Source organism: Ruegeria sp. H3 (assembly GCF_056533095.1).
Genome location: NZ_JBQFOD010000001.1, coordinates 16,229 through 31,719, shown reverse-complemented (window position 1 = coordinate 31,719; position 15,491 = coordinate 16,229). Strand labels below are relative to the sequence as shown.

At 57.5% G+C, this 15,491-nt stretch carries 11 protein-coding genes and 3 tRNA genes; 7 read left to right on the top strand and 7 right to left on the bottom strand.

The window, feature by feature from the left end:
* Nucleotides 1–58 precede the first annotated feature (58 nt).
* Nucleotides 59–961, bottom strand: a complete 903-nt coding sequence (locus tag ACR0JE_RS00160) for a LysR family transcriptional regulator (protein WP_480827371.1) — start codon at nt 959–961, stop codon at nt 59–61.
* A 103-nt stretch (nt 962–1,064) separates the two neighbouring features.
* Here ACR0JE_RS00160 and ACR0JE_RS00155 point away from each other — a divergent pair, with 103 nt between their 5' ends.
* Nucleotides 1,065–2,564, top strand: coding sequence for a CoA-acylating methylmalonate-semialdehyde dehydrogenase (locus tag ACR0JE_RS00155; protein WP_170536963.1), 1,500 nt, complete (start codon nt 1,065–1,067; stop codon nt 2,562–2,564).
* A 209-nt stretch (nt 2,565–2,773) separates the two neighbouring features.
* Nucleotides 2,774–3,358 carry a L,D-transpeptidase gene (locus tag ACR0JE_RS00150; RefSeq protein WP_480862770.1) on the top strand — a complete coding sequence of 195 codons (585 nt, stop codon included), beginning with the start codon at nt 2,774–2,776 and terminating at the stop codon, nt 3,356–3,358.
* Nucleotides 3,359–3,426: 68 nt separating this feature from the next.
* Here the strand turns inward: ACR0JE_RS00150 and ACR0JE_RS00145 are convergent, their stop codons facing one another.
* Nucleotides 3,427–3,903, bottom strand: a complete 477-nt coding sequence (locus tag ACR0JE_RS00145; protein ID WP_480541659.1) for a fasciclin domain-containing protein — start codon at nt 3,901–3,903, stop codon at nt 3,427–3,429.
* Between the two features lie 71 nt (nt 3,904–3,974).
* Complete coding sequence (locus tag ACR0JE_RS00140) at nt 3,975–4,826, bottom strand: class I SAM-dependent methyltransferase (protein ID WP_480541661.1); 852 nt, start codon at nt 4,824–4,826, stop codon at nt 3,975–3,977.
* A gap of 140 nt (nt 4,827–4,966) precedes the next feature.
* Between ACR0JE_RS00140 and ACR0JE_RS00135 the strand changes: the two genes are divergently transcribed.
* From ACR0JE_RS00135 to mmsB, 4 genes are all read left to right on the top strand, one after another.
* Nucleotides 4,967–6,082, top strand: a complete 1,116-nt coding sequence (locus tag ACR0JE_RS00135) for a carboxylate-amine ligase (protein WP_480549399.1) — start codon at nt 4,967–4,969, stop codon at nt 6,080–6,082.
* Between the two features lie 113 nt (nt 6,083–6,195).
* A complete protein-coding gene (locus ACR0JE_RS00130; protein ID WP_480862179.1) occupies nt 6,196–7,338 on the top strand; it encodes an acyl-CoA dehydrogenase family protein in 1,143 nt (380 codons plus the stop codon).
* A gap of 7 nt (nt 7,339–7,345) precedes the next feature.
* Complete coding sequence (locus ACR0JE_RS00125; RefSeq protein ID WP_480862177.1) at nt 7,346–8,386, top strand: enoyl-CoA hydratase/isomerase family protein; 1,041 nt, start codon at nt 7,346–7,348, stop codon at nt 8,384–8,386.
* Between the two features lie 3 nt (nt 8,387–8,389).
* Nucleotides 8,390–9,262, top strand: coding sequence for a 3-hydroxyisobutyrate dehydrogenase (gene mmsB, locus ACR0JE_RS00120; RefSeq protein ID WP_480541669.1), 873 nt, complete (start codon nt 8,390–8,392; stop codon nt 9,260–9,262).
* A gap of 79 nt (nt 9,263–9,341) precedes the next feature.
* Here the strand turns inward: mmsB and uvrA are convergent, their stop codons facing one another.
* From uvrA to ACR0JE_RS00105, 3 genes are all read right to left on the bottom strand, one after another.
* Nucleotides 9,342–12,200: an excinuclease ABC subunit UvrA gene (gene uvrA, locus ACR0JE_RS00115; RefSeq protein ID WP_480862175.1), complete on the bottom strand. Its 2,859-nt coding sequence runs from the start codon at nt 12,198–12,200 to the stop codon at nt 9,342–9,344.
* 175 nt (nt 12,201–12,375) lie between these two features.
* A tRNA-Asp gene (locus ACR0JE_RS00110) sits at nt 12,376–12,452 on the bottom strand.
* A gap of 52 nt (nt 12,453–12,504) precedes the next feature.
* A tRNA-Asp gene (locus ACR0JE_RS00105) sits at nt 12,505–12,581 on the bottom strand.
* 202 nt (nt 12,582–12,783) lie between these two features.
* On the opposite strand from ACR0JE_RS00105, the gene ACR0JE_RS00100 reads away from it, so the two are divergent.
* Nucleotides 12,784–12,858, top strand: a tRNA-Val gene (locus ACR0JE_RS00100).
* Between the two features lie 112 nt (nt 12,859–12,970).
* On the opposite strand, the gene lon is transcribed toward ACR0JE_RS00100, so the two are convergent.
* Complete coding sequence (gene lon, locus ACR0JE_RS00095) at nt 12,971–15,379, bottom strand: endopeptidase La (protein ID WP_480862173.1); 2,409 nt, start codon at nt 15,377–15,379, stop codon at nt 12,971–12,973.
* Nucleotides 15,380–15,491: the final 112 nt, after the last annotated feature.

Below are 15,491 nucleotides of genomic sequence, written 5' to 3'. Positions count from 1 at the left end.
AAAAACCTCCGGCAATAACGTACTGTTTTCCAAAGCGTTGCGCGATTAGGGCACCCTGTCAAGTTGCAGTGGCAGCTTCCAGCCGGGCAACCTCTTCCCGAATACCCTGGGTCAGGGCCTCGGCAAACCGGTTCAACCGTTCATTCCGCTGATCGCCCTGATGTCGAACCAGATGGAAACTGCGCGTCAACCTCAGCTGATCCGTCAGGATTTGACGCAGGCCCGGGTGGAACGGCAGTGTAAAATCATGCGCGACGCAGACGCCGGTTCCCAGAGACACCTGCCGCAACTGAACAGAAACCGAGTTTGACGCAAGCGCAACGCGGTCGATGCCTATGTCATTCAGATAGTCAAGTTCCCGGTCAAAGATCATGTCTGGGATATACCCGATCAGCCGATGCCCCTGCAGATCAGCGACCGAGCGGATCGCGTTGTGACGATCCAAATAGTCCTGCGTGGCTACCATGTGCAGCTGGTAGTCACAGATTTTCTGAACCAGCAATTTCCCAGCTGTCGGCGCGCTGACTGTGACAGCCATATCCGCCTCGCGCCTAGACAAGTTGATGATCCGGGGCAAGGCGAGGATTTGAATATCCAGATCAGGGTTCGCGTCGCTGATCTTTGCACAGACTTGCGGCAAAAGATAATTGGCCGATCCATCCGGCGCCCCGATCCGAATTTGCCCGCTGAGTGATTTGGAGGATCCGACCACAGCCCCTGTGGCTGCACGCATCGCCTCTTCGGCCTGTTGTGCATGATCCAGCAAACGTTCCCCTGCGGTCGTGAGCATGTAGCCTTGCTGAGATTTGGTAAATAATGGCGCGTCCAGATTGGCCTCGAGCCGTGCAATGCGGCGACCGACCGTTGCGGGATCGATCTTTAGGATGCGGCCCGCCGAAGACAGGCTTTCCTCGCGCGCAACGGCCAGAAAAATCCTCATATCATCCCAGTTTGGGTTCATGATCTACCTTTTGCATTTTTGCAAAGCCCTTTTGAAACATTGCCTCTGTTCAGGTGATTTCTGCAAGCCTATTCTGCGCGCAACAGATTCAGAGGAGTTTTCGATGCAAGACCTGACCCATTTCCTGAATGGCGCGCAAGTCGCCGGCACCTCGGGCCGGTTTGACGATGTCTTCAACCCCGCAACCGGCGAAGTTCAGTATAAATGCCCCATGGCCAGTGCAGCCGAAACAACTGCCGCGATCGAGGCCGCCGCCGCAGCGCAACCCGCGTGGGGTGCGACAAACCCGCAGAAACGCGCGCGTGTCATGATGGCCATGGTCGGCCTGATGAACCGCGACATGGACAAGCTGGCCGAAGCGCTCAGCCGTGAGCACGGCAAAACAATCCCGGACGCCAAGGGTGACCTGCAGCGTGGTCTGGAAGTGATCGAATACTGCATCGGCGCGCCGCAGATGCTGAAAGGTGAGTTCACCGACAGCGCGGGCCCTGGTATCGATATGTATTCGATGCGACAGCCGTTGGGCGTTGTCGGCTCAATCATGCCATTCAACTTCCCGGCGATGATGCCTCTGTGGCATGTGGGTCCGGCGCTGGCTTGCGGCAACGCCGTGGTTCTGAAACCGTCCGAGCGTGACCCCTCGGTGCCCCTGATGCTGGCCGAACTGTTCATCGAGGCTGGCTTGCCCGCAGGTGTGTTCCAGGTGGTCAACGGCGACAAGGAAGCCGTCGATACCATCCTCGACAGTGAGATCATTCAGGGTGTCAGCTTTGTCGGCTCAACCCCGATCGCGCAGTACATCTACAGCCGCGCAACGGCCAACGGCAAACGCGCGCAGTGCTTCGGTGGTGCCAAGAACCACATGATCGTCATGCCCGATGCGGATCTGGACCAAGCCGCCGATGCGCTGGTCGGTGCAGGCTTCGGCGCGGCGGGCGAACGCTGCATGGCAATCTCGGTCGCCGTCCCTGTTGGTGAAGAAACCGCGGATCGCCTGATCGAAAAGCTGATCCCGCGTGTCGAAAAGCTGAAAGTTGGCCCCTACACCGCAGGCGACGACGTCGATATGGGCCCTGTTGTAACAGGCGCCGCGAAACAGCGTATCCTTGGTCTGATCAACTCGGGTGTTGAACAAGGCGCCAAGCTGGTTGTCGACAATCGTGATTTCAGCTTGCAGGGCTATGAAGATGGGTTCTTTGTCGGCCCGCACCTGTTTGATCACGTGACGCCCGACATGGACATCTACAAGCAAGAGATTTTCGGTCCGGTTCTGTCGACTGTCCGCGCAGGTTCCTACGAAGAGGCGATCGGCCTGGCCATGGATCATGAATACGGCAATGGGACCGCGATCTTCACCCGCGACGGTGACACTGCCCGTGATTTTGCCAGCCGGATCAACATCGGCATGGTTGGTATCAACGTGCCAATCCCTGTTCCGCTGGCTTATCACACCTTCGGCGGCTGGAAGAAATCCATGTTCGGTGACCTGAACCAGCACGGCCCGGACAGCTTCAAGTTCTACACTCGCACCAAAACCGTGACCGCACGCTGGCCGTCCGGCATCAAGGAAGGTGGCGAGTTCAACTTTAAGGCTATGGATTAAACTCTAGAATTTAATCCGAAAACGAAAGCCGGTCCGATCAGGGCCGGTTTTTTTGTGCAAAGACTTGCCGAGATTTTGAGATAGGCATGCGCACTCACGATAAATTCAGATCGCTTGGACTGGAATTTAAAGCCCTGCGGAAATATCTTACTCGCGATTTGTTGATCGAGCAGTTTGAATATTCGGAGGCCGAATTGTCTAATTCCCGCATGACCCGCCGCTCTGCCCTGTTGGGTGCAGCGTCCGTACTGGCGACACCCGCTTTGCTGCGCGCCCAAAGCCTGGACGCTTTTCCGCAGGCGGAAGACCCGATCAGCACGCAACCCCCGGTGCGCCGCAATGTATCCTCGTTCTCACAACAGAACTGGCAGGATCACTTTGACGAATTGGGATCCGGATGCTTGCTGGCGGATATCACCAGCCGCGCCGTTCACTACTGGGGGCCTGACGGTACCTATAAGCTCTACCCAAGTTCCGTGCCGATGAGCGAAGAGCTGACAAAACGCGGTTATACCAAAGTGGTGCGCAAGGCCGAAAACCCCAGCTGGACCCCGACCGCATCAATGCGGGAACGTGATCCTTCGCTGCCTGTACGGATGGATGGTGGTGATCCCAGCAACCCTCTGGGCACCCGCGCGATGTATCTGGGCTGGCCTGCCTATTTGGTGCACGGCACGCATGATACGCGCAAAATCGGACGTCAGAGCTCGTCCGGCTGCATCGGCCTCTATAACCAGCATGTTGAAGAACTATATCCGCTGGTGCAGGTCGGCACACAGGTGCGTTTAGTCTGAAACGCGACACCCAACAAACAGCAAAGCCCCGGCCAGCAGGACCGGGGCTTTTTCGTGAGTGGCGGCGATTATTCCGGCAGAATCACTTCGTCGATGACGTGAATCACACCATTGCTGGCCTCAATATCTGCCTGGATAACCTCGGCGCCATTGACCTTGACGCCGTTTCTGGCATTCACACTTAGGCGGTCGCCCTGCACGGTCAGAACCTTCGCGCGCTTCCCTGCGATGTCGCCCGACATAACTTTGGCCGGTACAACGTGATAGGTCAGGATCGCGACGAGTTGATCCTTGTTTTCGGGCAGCAGCAGGCTTTCAACGGTGCCCTCGGGTAGCGCAGCGAATGCTTCATCGGTTGGTGCGAACACTGTGAACGGGCCATCCCCCTTCAGCGTATCGACCAGCCCTGCGGCTTGTACGGCTGCAACCAAAGTGCTGAATGATCCGGCCGAAACGGCGGTGTCGACAATATCAGCGGCCTGGGCCTTTAGCGGCATGGCAAGTGCGATTGCGGCGGCAGCGCCCATAAACGTACGACGAAACATGGCTGTCTTCTCCTCTCCAGCTTGTTATGGAAAGGGGTACGGGCCTTATTCTAACCCGGATCACTTTGCGATCACTGTTCCTTGATCTGAACCCAGATACTCTGCGCGCGCCCATCGGCCAGAAACGGCAGAGCCTCGACCGCACCGGGGCGATCCTTTTGCAGGTAGTACCCCGGCCAAAGCATTGAAAACGCGCCTGATTGCAGCATTGCGTGCAGCATGTACTGCTCGCCCCAGCCCGGACAATCATAGAAGAAGCGCTTGGGATACTCATAGGGCAAAAAAACATCGTGCACATGGATCACAACACCGGGTTTCAGCGCAGGAATGATCCGGCAGAACAGGTGCGCCACGTCGTTGGACATCCGCACGACATGGCTGGAATCGATAAACAGGACATCGCCTGCCTCAAGCTGGTCGAACAGCGCCGGGTCCACATCCTCCAGCCGTTTTTGTTCGAACGCATCAACCACATGAGCGATATCGGCACGAGGATACGGATCAATGGCCGTTATCGTTGTGTCCAAACCGCCATCGATGATCGCTTGCCGCGTCACACGGGTTGAGTTCCCGCACCCGACCTCGATCACCCGATTTGGCTGGAACCGACGGATCATCAGATACAAAGCATCTGCATCCGGACTGTCGTAATAGCCATTGCCGACGCGATAGCCGGTTGTGTTGCGCGCGGAGTCTTTCAGCGCGGCCAAAGCCTCCCGATGCTGCGCAAATTCCTGTTTAAGCGGCTCAATATCAAACGTCTCCATTCCCGGCGATAAGGCATAGGCCGGACGGGTCAGGCCCCCTGCCCGCTCAAAGGTTTCGAGCCGCGCACGCTCCTCCCGCTCAGTGACCTTGTCGATCAGCGTGACGCCAAAACGGTCCAACGCGGCATTGATCCGGGGGAATTTTCTGGGTTTCACGCGGCGGGCTCCGGTCTGAGGGGCAGTTACCGCTCCTTACCTGTGCAGGACCGACCTCTGCAAGCGGCAGAACGCCAAACCCTTGGCAAAAGGCCAATTTCCGTATTCACTGGATCAACACGATAAAGAGAGGTCCGCCCATGCAGCAGGATTTCACGCTGGGCATCGAAGAAGAGTATCTGCTGGTCGACCGCGACAGCCTGCAACTGACCGAGGCACCCGCCGCCCTGATGGAGGCCTGCCAGACCGATTTCGAAGGTCAGGTTAGCCCAGAATTCCTGCAATGCCAGATCGAAGTAGGAACCCGACCTCATAGCACGATCAAAAGCGCGCGTGAGGATCTCAAGCGCTTGCGCAGCTGTGTTTCGAAACACGCGGCGCATTACAATCTCAGCCCAATCGCCGTTTCCTGTCATCCTTTCGCCAATTGGAAAGACCAGCATCACACGCGGAAAGAGCGCTATGATGCCCTTCAGCACGCACTGGGCGGCGTGGCGCGGCGCATGCTGATCTGCGGGATGCACGTGCATGTCGGGGTCGAGGATCAGGCATTGCGGGCCGATCTAATGCCTCAGCTGTGTTATTTCCTGCCACATCTTCTGGCGCTTTCAACCTCGTCGCCATTCTGGAATGGCGAAGATACCGGTTTGTCCTCGTACCGGCTGACCGTCTTTGACAACCTGCCCCGCACCGGCCTGCCGCCGGATTTCAGCGGCTGGTCGGAATATGAGCGGACAACCGGAGTTCTGGTAGAGCTCGGCGTAATCGAGGACACCTCCAAAATCTGGTGGGATCTGCGCCCTTCACATCGCTTTCCCACACTTGAGACGCGAATTATGGATGTTCAACCGCGTCTGGAACACACCTTATCTTTAGCCGCTTTAGTCCAGGCCCTAACCCGGATGTTGTGCCGCTTAAAAGCGCGAAACCTGCGCTGGCGCCAATATGATCGCTTTCTGATCGGCGAAAACCGTTGGCGCGCACAACGCTACGGAGTCGGCGAAGGCTTGATTGATTTTGGAGATCGTTCGGTCAAACCCATGGCCGAACTCATCGGCGAACTGATGGGCATGCTGGCTGAGGATGCCGAGGCCTTGGGCACTATGACCGAACTTGCCCGCTTGCGCCAGATCGCCGAAACCGGAACCTCGGCCACCCGCCAGCGCCGCATTCATGCTGAGGCTGTCGCCAAGGGAGACGACCCGGGCCAAGCGGTTGTGCGGCATCTGATCGAGGAATTCCACGCGGATCTGTGACCCCGTACCAGCACTGAAAAACGCGCGCTGCCTGCAATTGCCGACCTTGAAAAATTTCTGTAACGATTGAGAAATAAACAACCGTTCAATTCAATGCCGACGGGAGGGTAGCAATGGATTTCGGGCTGACCGAGGAACAGACCGCGATTTTCGATATGGCCTATGGGTTTGGGCAGGAAAACATCGCCCCATTCGCACGGCAATGGGAAAGTGACGGCACCATCCCAAAAGAGCTGTGGCCCCAGATCGGCGAGCTAGGGTTTGGTGCGCTATATGTGTCCGAGGATAGCGGCGGCTCGGGCCTGACGCGATTGGACGCCACGCTGGTGTTCGAGGCTTTGTCTATGGCCTGCCCCTCGGTTGCTGCGTTCCTCTCGATCCACAATATGTGCGCAAAGATGCTGGACAGCTTTGCCGGCGACGAATTGAAATCCCGCATCATGCCCGAGGTACTGAGCTTGAACACAGTTCTCAGCTACTGCCTGACCGAACCGGGCTCCGGCTCGGACGCAGCTGCACTGAAGACCCGCGCAGAACGCACCAACGAGGGCTACACGCTGAACGGCTCCAAGGCCTTCATCTCCGGTGGAGGGTATTCGGACGCCTATGTCTGCATGGTGCGTACCGGTCAGGACGGCCCCAAGGGTATCTCAACTGTCTATGTCGAGGATGGCACACCGGGCCTCAGCTTTGGCGCGCTAGAACAGAAGATGGGTTGGAAAAGCCAGCCCACTGCGCAGGTTCAGTTCGACGACTGCAAAATCCCATCGGGCAATCTGGTTGGGGTCGAAGGCGACGGGTTCAAATACGCCATGATGGGTTTGGACGGAGGGCGTTTGAACATCGCCTCCTGTTCGCTGGGTGCCGCACAAGCCGGGCTGGACATGACCCTGCAATACATGTCAGAGCGCAAAGCCTTTGGTCAATCCATCGACCAGTTCCAGGCCCTGCAATTCCGCCTTGCGGATATGGAGATCGAACTGCATGCGGCCCGCACCTTCCTGCGCCAAGCCGCCTGGAAACTGGATCAGGGCGCGCCAGATGCGACCAAATTCTGCGCAATGGCCAAGAAATTCGTGACCGAGACCGGCTCGAAAGTTGTCGATCAATGTCTGCAACTGCATGGCGGCTACGGCTATCTGGCTGATTACGGCATCGAAAAGCTTGTGCGCGATCTGCGGGTGCATCAGATATTGGAAGGCACGAACGAGATCATGCGCGTGATCGTTGCGCGCCAGATGATTGCACAAGGCTAAAGGGTTCATGTCCGATATCGACATCCGCACAACCGGGCGCGCCGGGCGTGTCACCCTGACCCGCCCCAAAGCGCTGAACGCCATGACCTATGAAATGTGCATGGCCATTGATACTGCCCTGCGCAACTGGCGTGAGGATGATGGGGTTGATCTGATCATTTTCGATGCCGAGGGCGACAAAGCCTTTTGCTCCGGGGGGGACATTGCCGAATTATACGAGACTGGCACGCAGGGCGATTTCACCTATGGCCAGACGTTTTGGCGTGATGAATACCGGCTGAACGCACTGATCTTTGAATATCCCAAGCCGGTCGTCAGCTTCCTGCAAGGGTTCACCATGGGCGGCGGCGTTGGCATTGGCTGCCATGGCAGCCACCGGATTGTTGGCGAAAGCTCGCAGATTGCGATGCCAGAATGTTCCATCGGGTTGGTTCCGGACGTTGGCGGAACCCTCATGCTAGCCCTCGCTCCCGGCCGGTTGGGAGAATTCCTGGGCACCACAGGCCACCGCATGAGCGCGGCCGATGCGATCCTTGCTGGGTTTGCCGATCACTTCATCCCACAGGATCAGTGGCCCGATCTGATCGAAATGCTTGAGGCGTCTGGCAATACCGAATTGATCGCCGAGCACGCTGTGGCTCCGCCCACGGGTGACCTTGTCAATCTGCAATCCGAAATCGATGATAGTTTCGGCGGTGAAACACTTGGCGATATCCTCACCAATCTGCGCGGAAACGGATCAGAGTTCGCGGCAAAGACACTGGCCAAACTGGAACGCAACGCGCCGCTTTCAACGGCTTGCACAGTTGAGATTCTACACCGCCTGCGCGGGAGTTCTTTGACAATGCGCCGCGCGCTGGAGATGGAATACCGTTTCACCTTCCGCGCCATGCAGCATGGTGATTTTCTGGAAGGCATCCGGGCGCAGATCATCGACAAGGACCGTAGTCCGCGCTGGCAATACGCCGATATGATCGTGCCTGCGGTCGCGGTTTCAAAAATGTTGCAGCCCCTGGGCAAGGACGCCCTGACATTCGAGGAGGAATAAGTCATGCAAATCGGGTTCATCGGGCTGGGCAATATGGGCGCGCCCATGGCGGCCAATCTAGCCAAAGCAGGCCATCAGGTGCGGGGGTTCGACACCGCTGGGGTCAGTGTGGATGGCGTGGCAAAGGTTGAAAGCGCCGCCGAAGCCGTGTCTGGAGCCGATGCTGTCATAACGATGTTGCCCAACGGCGCCATTCTCCGAGTTGTCGCAGACCAGATCATCCCTCATATGCAATCTGGCGCAGCGCTGGTTGACTGCTCCACTGTCGATGTCGACAGCGCGCGCGCCGTGGCTGATCAAGCCAATGCCGCTGGCTTGCTATCGGTCGACGCGCCCGTTTCGGGCGGGATCGGTGGCGCCTCTGCGGGCACATTGACCTTCATGGCCGGAGGGTCTGAAGACGCCTTTGCCAAGGCCGCGCCGCTCTTCGACATTATGGGGCAAAAGGCTGTGCATTGCGGTGAGGCCGGAGCTGGACAAGCGGCCAAGATCTGCAACAACATGATCCTCGGCGTCACCATGATCGCGACTTGCGAAGCCTTTGCCTTGGCTGACAAACTGGGGCTCGACCGCCAAAAGATGTTCGACGTGGTCAGCACCTCCTCCGGCTACAGTTGGACGATGAACGCCTATTGCCCCGCCCCCGGTGTCGGCCCGACCAGCCCGGCGGACAATGACTATCAACCGGGCTTTGCCGCCGAGTTGATGCTGAAAGACCTGCGCCTCAGCCAACAAGCCGCCGAAAGCGCCGATGCGGACACCCCTATGGGCCAAGCTGCAACCGCGCTCTATCAGCAGTTCGTCGAAGCCGAAGGGGGCTTGGGTCAGGATTTCTCGGCCATGCTGCCCAGATTTGAGAAACGTAGTCGAGAATAAGGCGCAAGCATCCTTCATTCATCTGGTTATAAATACCCCGGAGCGGGAGGCGGAGCCCCGGAAAACCCCGTGTCGCAGCCTATTCAGCCGCGACACGTGTGCCTGAAAGCAGTGGTTTGAGATAGCGCCCCGTGTGGCTGCGCTCGACCTCAGCCACCTCTTCCGGTGTTCCGGTCGCCACGATCTCACCACCTCCATCGCCTCCTTCCGGGCCGATATCAATGATGTGGTCTGCGGTTTTCACAACGTCCAGATTGTGTTCGATCACAACCACGGTGTTTCCCTGATCGACCAATTCATGCAGCACTTCCAAAAGCTTACGCACATCTTCGAAATGCAGACCTGTCGTCGGTTCATCCAGAATATATAGCGTCCGCCCAGTTGAGCGTTTCGACAGCTCTTTCGACAGTTTGACACGTTGCGCTTCGCCCCCGGACAGTGTCGTGGCCTGCTGACCAACTTTGATATAGCCTAACCCAACGCGCGCCAGAGCATCCATTTTGTCGCGGATCGAGGGCACGGCCTTGAAGAACTCCTGCGCGTCTTCGACCGTCATATCCAGCACATCAGCAATGGACTTGCCTTTGAATTTGATCTCCAGTGTCTCGCGATTGTACCGCGCACCTTTGCAGGTTTCGCAGGTGACATAGACGTCTGGCAAAAAATGCATCTCGATCTTGATAACGCCGTCGCCCTGGCAGGCCTCACACCGCCCCCCTTTGACGTTGAAGCTGAACCGTCCCGGCTTGTAGCCGCGCGCTTTGGCCTCGGGCAATCCCGCGAACCAGTCGCGGATCGGAGTGAAGGCCCCGGTATACGTCGCTGGATTCGACCGTGGGGTGCGCCCAATCGGTCGCTGGTCGATATCGATGACCTTGTCCAGATGCTCCAACCCTTTGATCGTCTCGCAGGGGGCCGGGGTTTGTCGCGCACCGTTCAACCGCATCGAGGCGGTTTTGAACAGCGTCTCAATGGTCAGTGTGGACTTGCCCCCACCCGATACGCCCGTGACACAAACAAACTTCCCCAGTGGAAAATCAGCGGTCACATTCTTGAGGTTGTTGCCCGTCGCCCTGACGACCGAGACCTTTTTCCCGTTACCCTTTCGGCGTTCGGCAGGCACTGCGATTTCGCGCGTTCCGGCCAGATACTGCCCGGTGACCGAGGCCGCATCGGCTGCAATCTCACCTGGGGTGCCTTTGCTGACAACCTGCCCACCATGCACACCGGCGCCAGGGCCGATGTCGAACACATAATCCGCCTCTCGGATGGCTTCTTCATCATGCTCGACCACGATCACGGTATTCCCCTGATCCCGCAGGTTCTTGAGCGTGCCCAGCAACCGATCGTTATCCCGTTGGTGCAGTCCAATGGAGGGTTCGTCCAGCACATACAAAACGCCGGTCAGACCCGAGCCAATCTGGCTGGCCAACCGAATACGCTGGCTTTCTCCACCAGATAAAGTTCCGCTTGAACGTGACAGCGTAAGATATTCCAAACCAACGTTATTTAGGAACCCGAGCCGCTCGCGGATTTCCTTCAGAATAGCCCGCGCAATCTCATTCTTTTGTACGGAAAGATGGTTTGGCGCATCCTCGACCCAGGCCAATGCCTCTCGGATCGACATCTCAACCACTTGGCCCACATGCAGACCGGCGATCTTCACTGCCAGCGCTTCGGGACGCAGGCGATAGCCTTCACAGGTGCCACAGGGGCGATTGTTCTGATACCGCTCGAACTCTTCCCGGATCCACGCGCTGTCGGTCTCGCGATAGCGGCGTTCCATATTCGGGATGACGCCCTCAAAACTGCGCGTGACCTGATAGACCCGACCGCCTTCGTCATAGCGGAACTGGATCTCCTCATCACCAGAACCGCGCAGGAACACCTGCTGCACCTTCTTGGGCAGGTCCTTCCACGGCGTGTTCTTGTCGAACTCGTAATGTCGCGCGATGGCCTCGATGGTTTGCAGGAAATACGGGGACTTCCCTTTGCGCCATGGGGCCAAGGCCCCATCGTACAGTTTCAATGTCTGGTCCGGCACAACCAGTCGTTCGTCAAAGAACAGCTCAACCCCCAGGCCGTCACAATCCGGGCACGCGCCGAAGGGGGCGTTGAAGGAAAATAGCCGGGGTTCGATCTCGGGAATGGTGAAACCACTGACCGGACAGGCAAAATTTTCGCTAAACGTGATACGCTCTGGGTCACCTTCACGCGGAGCCGTTTCCAGAACGGCAATGCCATCCGCGAGGTCCAAAGCGGTGCGCAGACTGTCGGCCAGCCGGGTCTCCATCCCCTCGCGGACCACCAGCCGGTCAACCACCACGTCGATATCGTGACGGAATTTTTTGTCCAATGTGGGTGGTTCATCCAACTCATAGAAGTCGCCATCGACTTTCACACGCTGGAACCCCTGCTTGCGCAGTTCCAGAAACTCTTTCTTATATTCGCCCTTCCGGTCCCGCACGATGGGGGCTAGCAGGTAGCCCCGCGTCCCCTCCTCCATCGTCATGATCCGATCGACCATATCCTGCACCTGCTGGGCCTCGATCGGCAGGCCTGTTGCAGGGCTATAAGGCGTCCCTGCCCGCGCGAAGAGCAAACGCAGATAATCGTAAATCTCGGTCACAGTACCCACAGTCGAGCGCGGGTTTTTCGACGTGGTTTTCTGCTCGATGGAAATCGCCGGGCTCAAGCCGCTGATGTGGTCCACATCCGGTTTTTCCATCATGTCCAGGAATTGACGTGCATAGGCGGACAGGCTTTCGACATAGCGGCGCTGACCCTCGGCATAGATCGTGTCAAAGGCCAGTGAGGACTTGCCCGAACCGGACAGACCGGTGATCACCACCAGCTGATCCCGTGGGATATCCACGTCGATGCTTTTGAGGTTATGTTCGCGCGCGCCGCGCACCTCGATATTTTTCAGCTCAGCCATTCTGGCCCCCAACAAACACGTCACTCAGAAATAGGCGAGTGGCGCTGAGTCTCCAACAGAAAAGTTAGAACAAAGGCGGAACTTTTGGATTATTGCCGACACATCCTGACAGGATGCAAGGCAAACACGCAGGGCGCGGCCTGCGCTTTGATGACACTGCGTATACGAAAGAAAATGGCGCGGTTGACGGGGCTCGAACCCGCGACCCCCGGCGTGACAGGCCGGTACTCTAACCAACTGAGCTACAACCGCGCATTTTGGGTCTATGTCCGATCCGTTTGCCCGGATCAAAGGCTGACAGTGATGGCGCGGTTGACGGGGCTCGAACCCGCGACCCCCGGCGTGACAGGCCGGTACTCTAACCAACTGAGCTACAACCGCCCACTGCCCGTTCCCTATGGAACGTTGGGGTGTATTATGGCCCCGCCCCGACATCGTCAAGCGGCGTTTTGAAGTTTTTTGACAGAAGCCTGATTTTTCCATGCGGCCCAAATCGAAGGCCCCATTTTCGTGTCTCACACAGCGTTTTCCGAGCAGCTCGGGCTTGCGCAGCCTTTTGGGACGCGATAACAGCACGCGCTATGGGTGATTAGCTCAGTGGTAGAGCGCTTCGTTCACATCGAAGATGTCAGGAGTTCAAATCTCTTATCACCCACCATCTTACCTTTGAAGATTTGTTTAAACCCCGCAGCGGGTTTGCACGCTAAACCGCTTCCAAAAAACGAAAAAGGCGGACCTATTGGCCCGCCTCTTTGATTCTGCTTGAAAGCTCAGTGCGCCGTCGCTGCAGGCCCCGCACTTTCGGCCGCTTTCGCTGCCGCGGCGGCTGCTTCCTCAGCGGCCTCATCCCATTCGATGGGCTCAGGATCACGCACAAGCGCCAGCTTCAACACCTCCGAGACATGTTTGACAGGGATGATTTCCAGCCCTTCTTTCACGTTTTCCGGAATCTCGGCCAGATCCTTTTCGTTTTCTTCCGGGATCAGAACCGTCTTAATGCCGCCACGCAGCGCCGCCAGCAGTTTTTCTTTCAACCCACCAATGGGCATAGCGTTCCCGCGCAGGGATACCTCGCCGGTCATGGCGATGTCTTTGCGCACCGGAATACCGGTCAGCACAGACACAATCGACGTGACCATCGCCAGACCAGCCGACGGACCATCCTTGGGCGTTGCGCCATCCGGCACGTGGACGTGGATGTCCAGCTTGTCGAATTGCGGCGGCTTGACTCCGATCTTCGGCGAGATCGACCGCACATACGACGACGCCGCGTCGATGGATTCCTTCATCACATCGCCCAGTTTACCGGTGGTCTTCATCCGACCCTTACCGGGCAACTTGAGCGCCTCGATATGCAGCAGATCACCGCCAACGGACGTCCAGGCTAGACCGGTCACAACACCGATCTGATCGTCCTGTTCGGCCAGACCATAGCGAAACTTCGGCACGCCGAGGAAATCATCCAAATTGTCGGGCGTCACCGTCACGGTTTCCGCCTCTTTCTTGATGATCTTGGTCAGCGACTTTCGCGCCACTTTGGCGATCTCACGTTCAAGGTTCCGCACGCCCGCCTCGCGAGTATAGGTGCGGATGATCGACTGCAACGCCTCATCGGTCAGATCAAACTCCTTGGCCTTAAGACCGTGGTTTTTGACCTGTTTGCTGATCAGGTGCTGCTTGGCGATCTCGGATTTTTCCTCTTCGGTGTAACCAGCAAGCGGAATGATCTCCATCCGGTCCAGCAGAGGCCCAGGCATGTTATAGCTGTTCGACGTGGTCAAGAACATCACGTTGGACAGGTCATATTCCACCTCGAGGTAGTGATCCATAAACGTGTTGTTCTGCTCCGGGTCCAACACTTCCAGCATTGCCGAAGCCGGATCTCCTCGGAAGTCCTGCCCCATCTTGTCGATTTCATCGAGCAAGATCAGCGGGTTCGTGGTTTTCGCTTTCTTCAGCGCCTGAATGATCTTGCCGGGCATCGAGCCAATGTAAGTCCGACGGTGGCCGCGAATCTCGGATTCGTCGCGCACACCACCTAGCGAGATGCGAATGAACTCGCGCCCCGTGGCTTTGGCAACGGACTTACCCAGCGAGGTTTTACCCACACCCGGAGGGCCAACAAGGCACAGGATCGGGCCTTTCAGCTTCTTCGAGCGCTGCTGAACCGCCAGATATTCGACGATCCGTTCCTTGACCTTCTCAAGCCCATAGTGATCGGCATCCAGAATGTCCTGCGCGCGGCCCAGATCCTTTTTAACGCGGGATTTAGTTCCCCACGGCAGCGACAAGATCCAATCCAGATAGTTGCGCACAACGGTAGCCTCAGCCGACATCGGGCTCATATTGCGCAGCTTTTTCAGCTCGCCCTCGGCCTTTTCGCGTGCCTCTTTCGACAGTTTGGTCTCGGCGATCTTCTCTTCCAGCTCAGCAACTTCGTTGCTGCCGTCCTCACCATCGCCAAGTTCCTTCTGAATGGCCTTCATCTGCTCATTCAGATAATACTCGCGCTGGGTCTTCTCCATCTGGGATTTGACGCGGGTCTTGATCTTTTTCTCGACCTGCAGGACCGACATTTCGCCCTGCATCAGGCCATAGACCTTCTCAAGCCGCTCACTGACCGAGAGTGTCTCAAGCAGTTCCTGCTTTTGCTCGACCTCAATGCCCAGGTGGCCGGACACAAGGTCAGCCAGCTTGGCAGGCTCGGTGGTTTCACCAACGGCAGTCAGCGCTTCTTCGGGGATGTTCTTGCGTACTTTGGCATAGCGCTCGAACTCATCCGCCACAGTGCGCAGCAGCGCCTGCGTGGTGGTCACATCGCCAGGAATTTCGGTCAGATACTCGGCACGGGCCTCGAAAAACTGATCGTTTTCAAGGAATTCCGTAATCTGCACGCGCGCCTGCCCTTCGACCAGCACCTTCACGGTGCCATCGGGCAGTTTCAACAGTTGCAGCACATTGGCCAGAACGCCGGCCTGATAGATGCCGTCCACTTCCGGGTCATCGACCCCTGGATCAATCTGGCTGGACAACAGAATTTGCTTATCATCCTGCATCACCTCTTCCAGCGCGCGGACCGATTTGTCTCGGCCCACGAACAGCGGCACGATCATATGCGGGAACACCACAATATCGCGCAGCGGCAGGACGGGGTATGAGGAATTCAGAGGCTCTTGCATGCTCTATCCTTATCATTGGCAAGACGGCTCTGGTCCCTGCTTGAGGCAACCGCTGGCCGTCTCCTGTCTTGGATGGTTAAAGGTGGGGCTGTATGGGCCCTATTTCAACCTC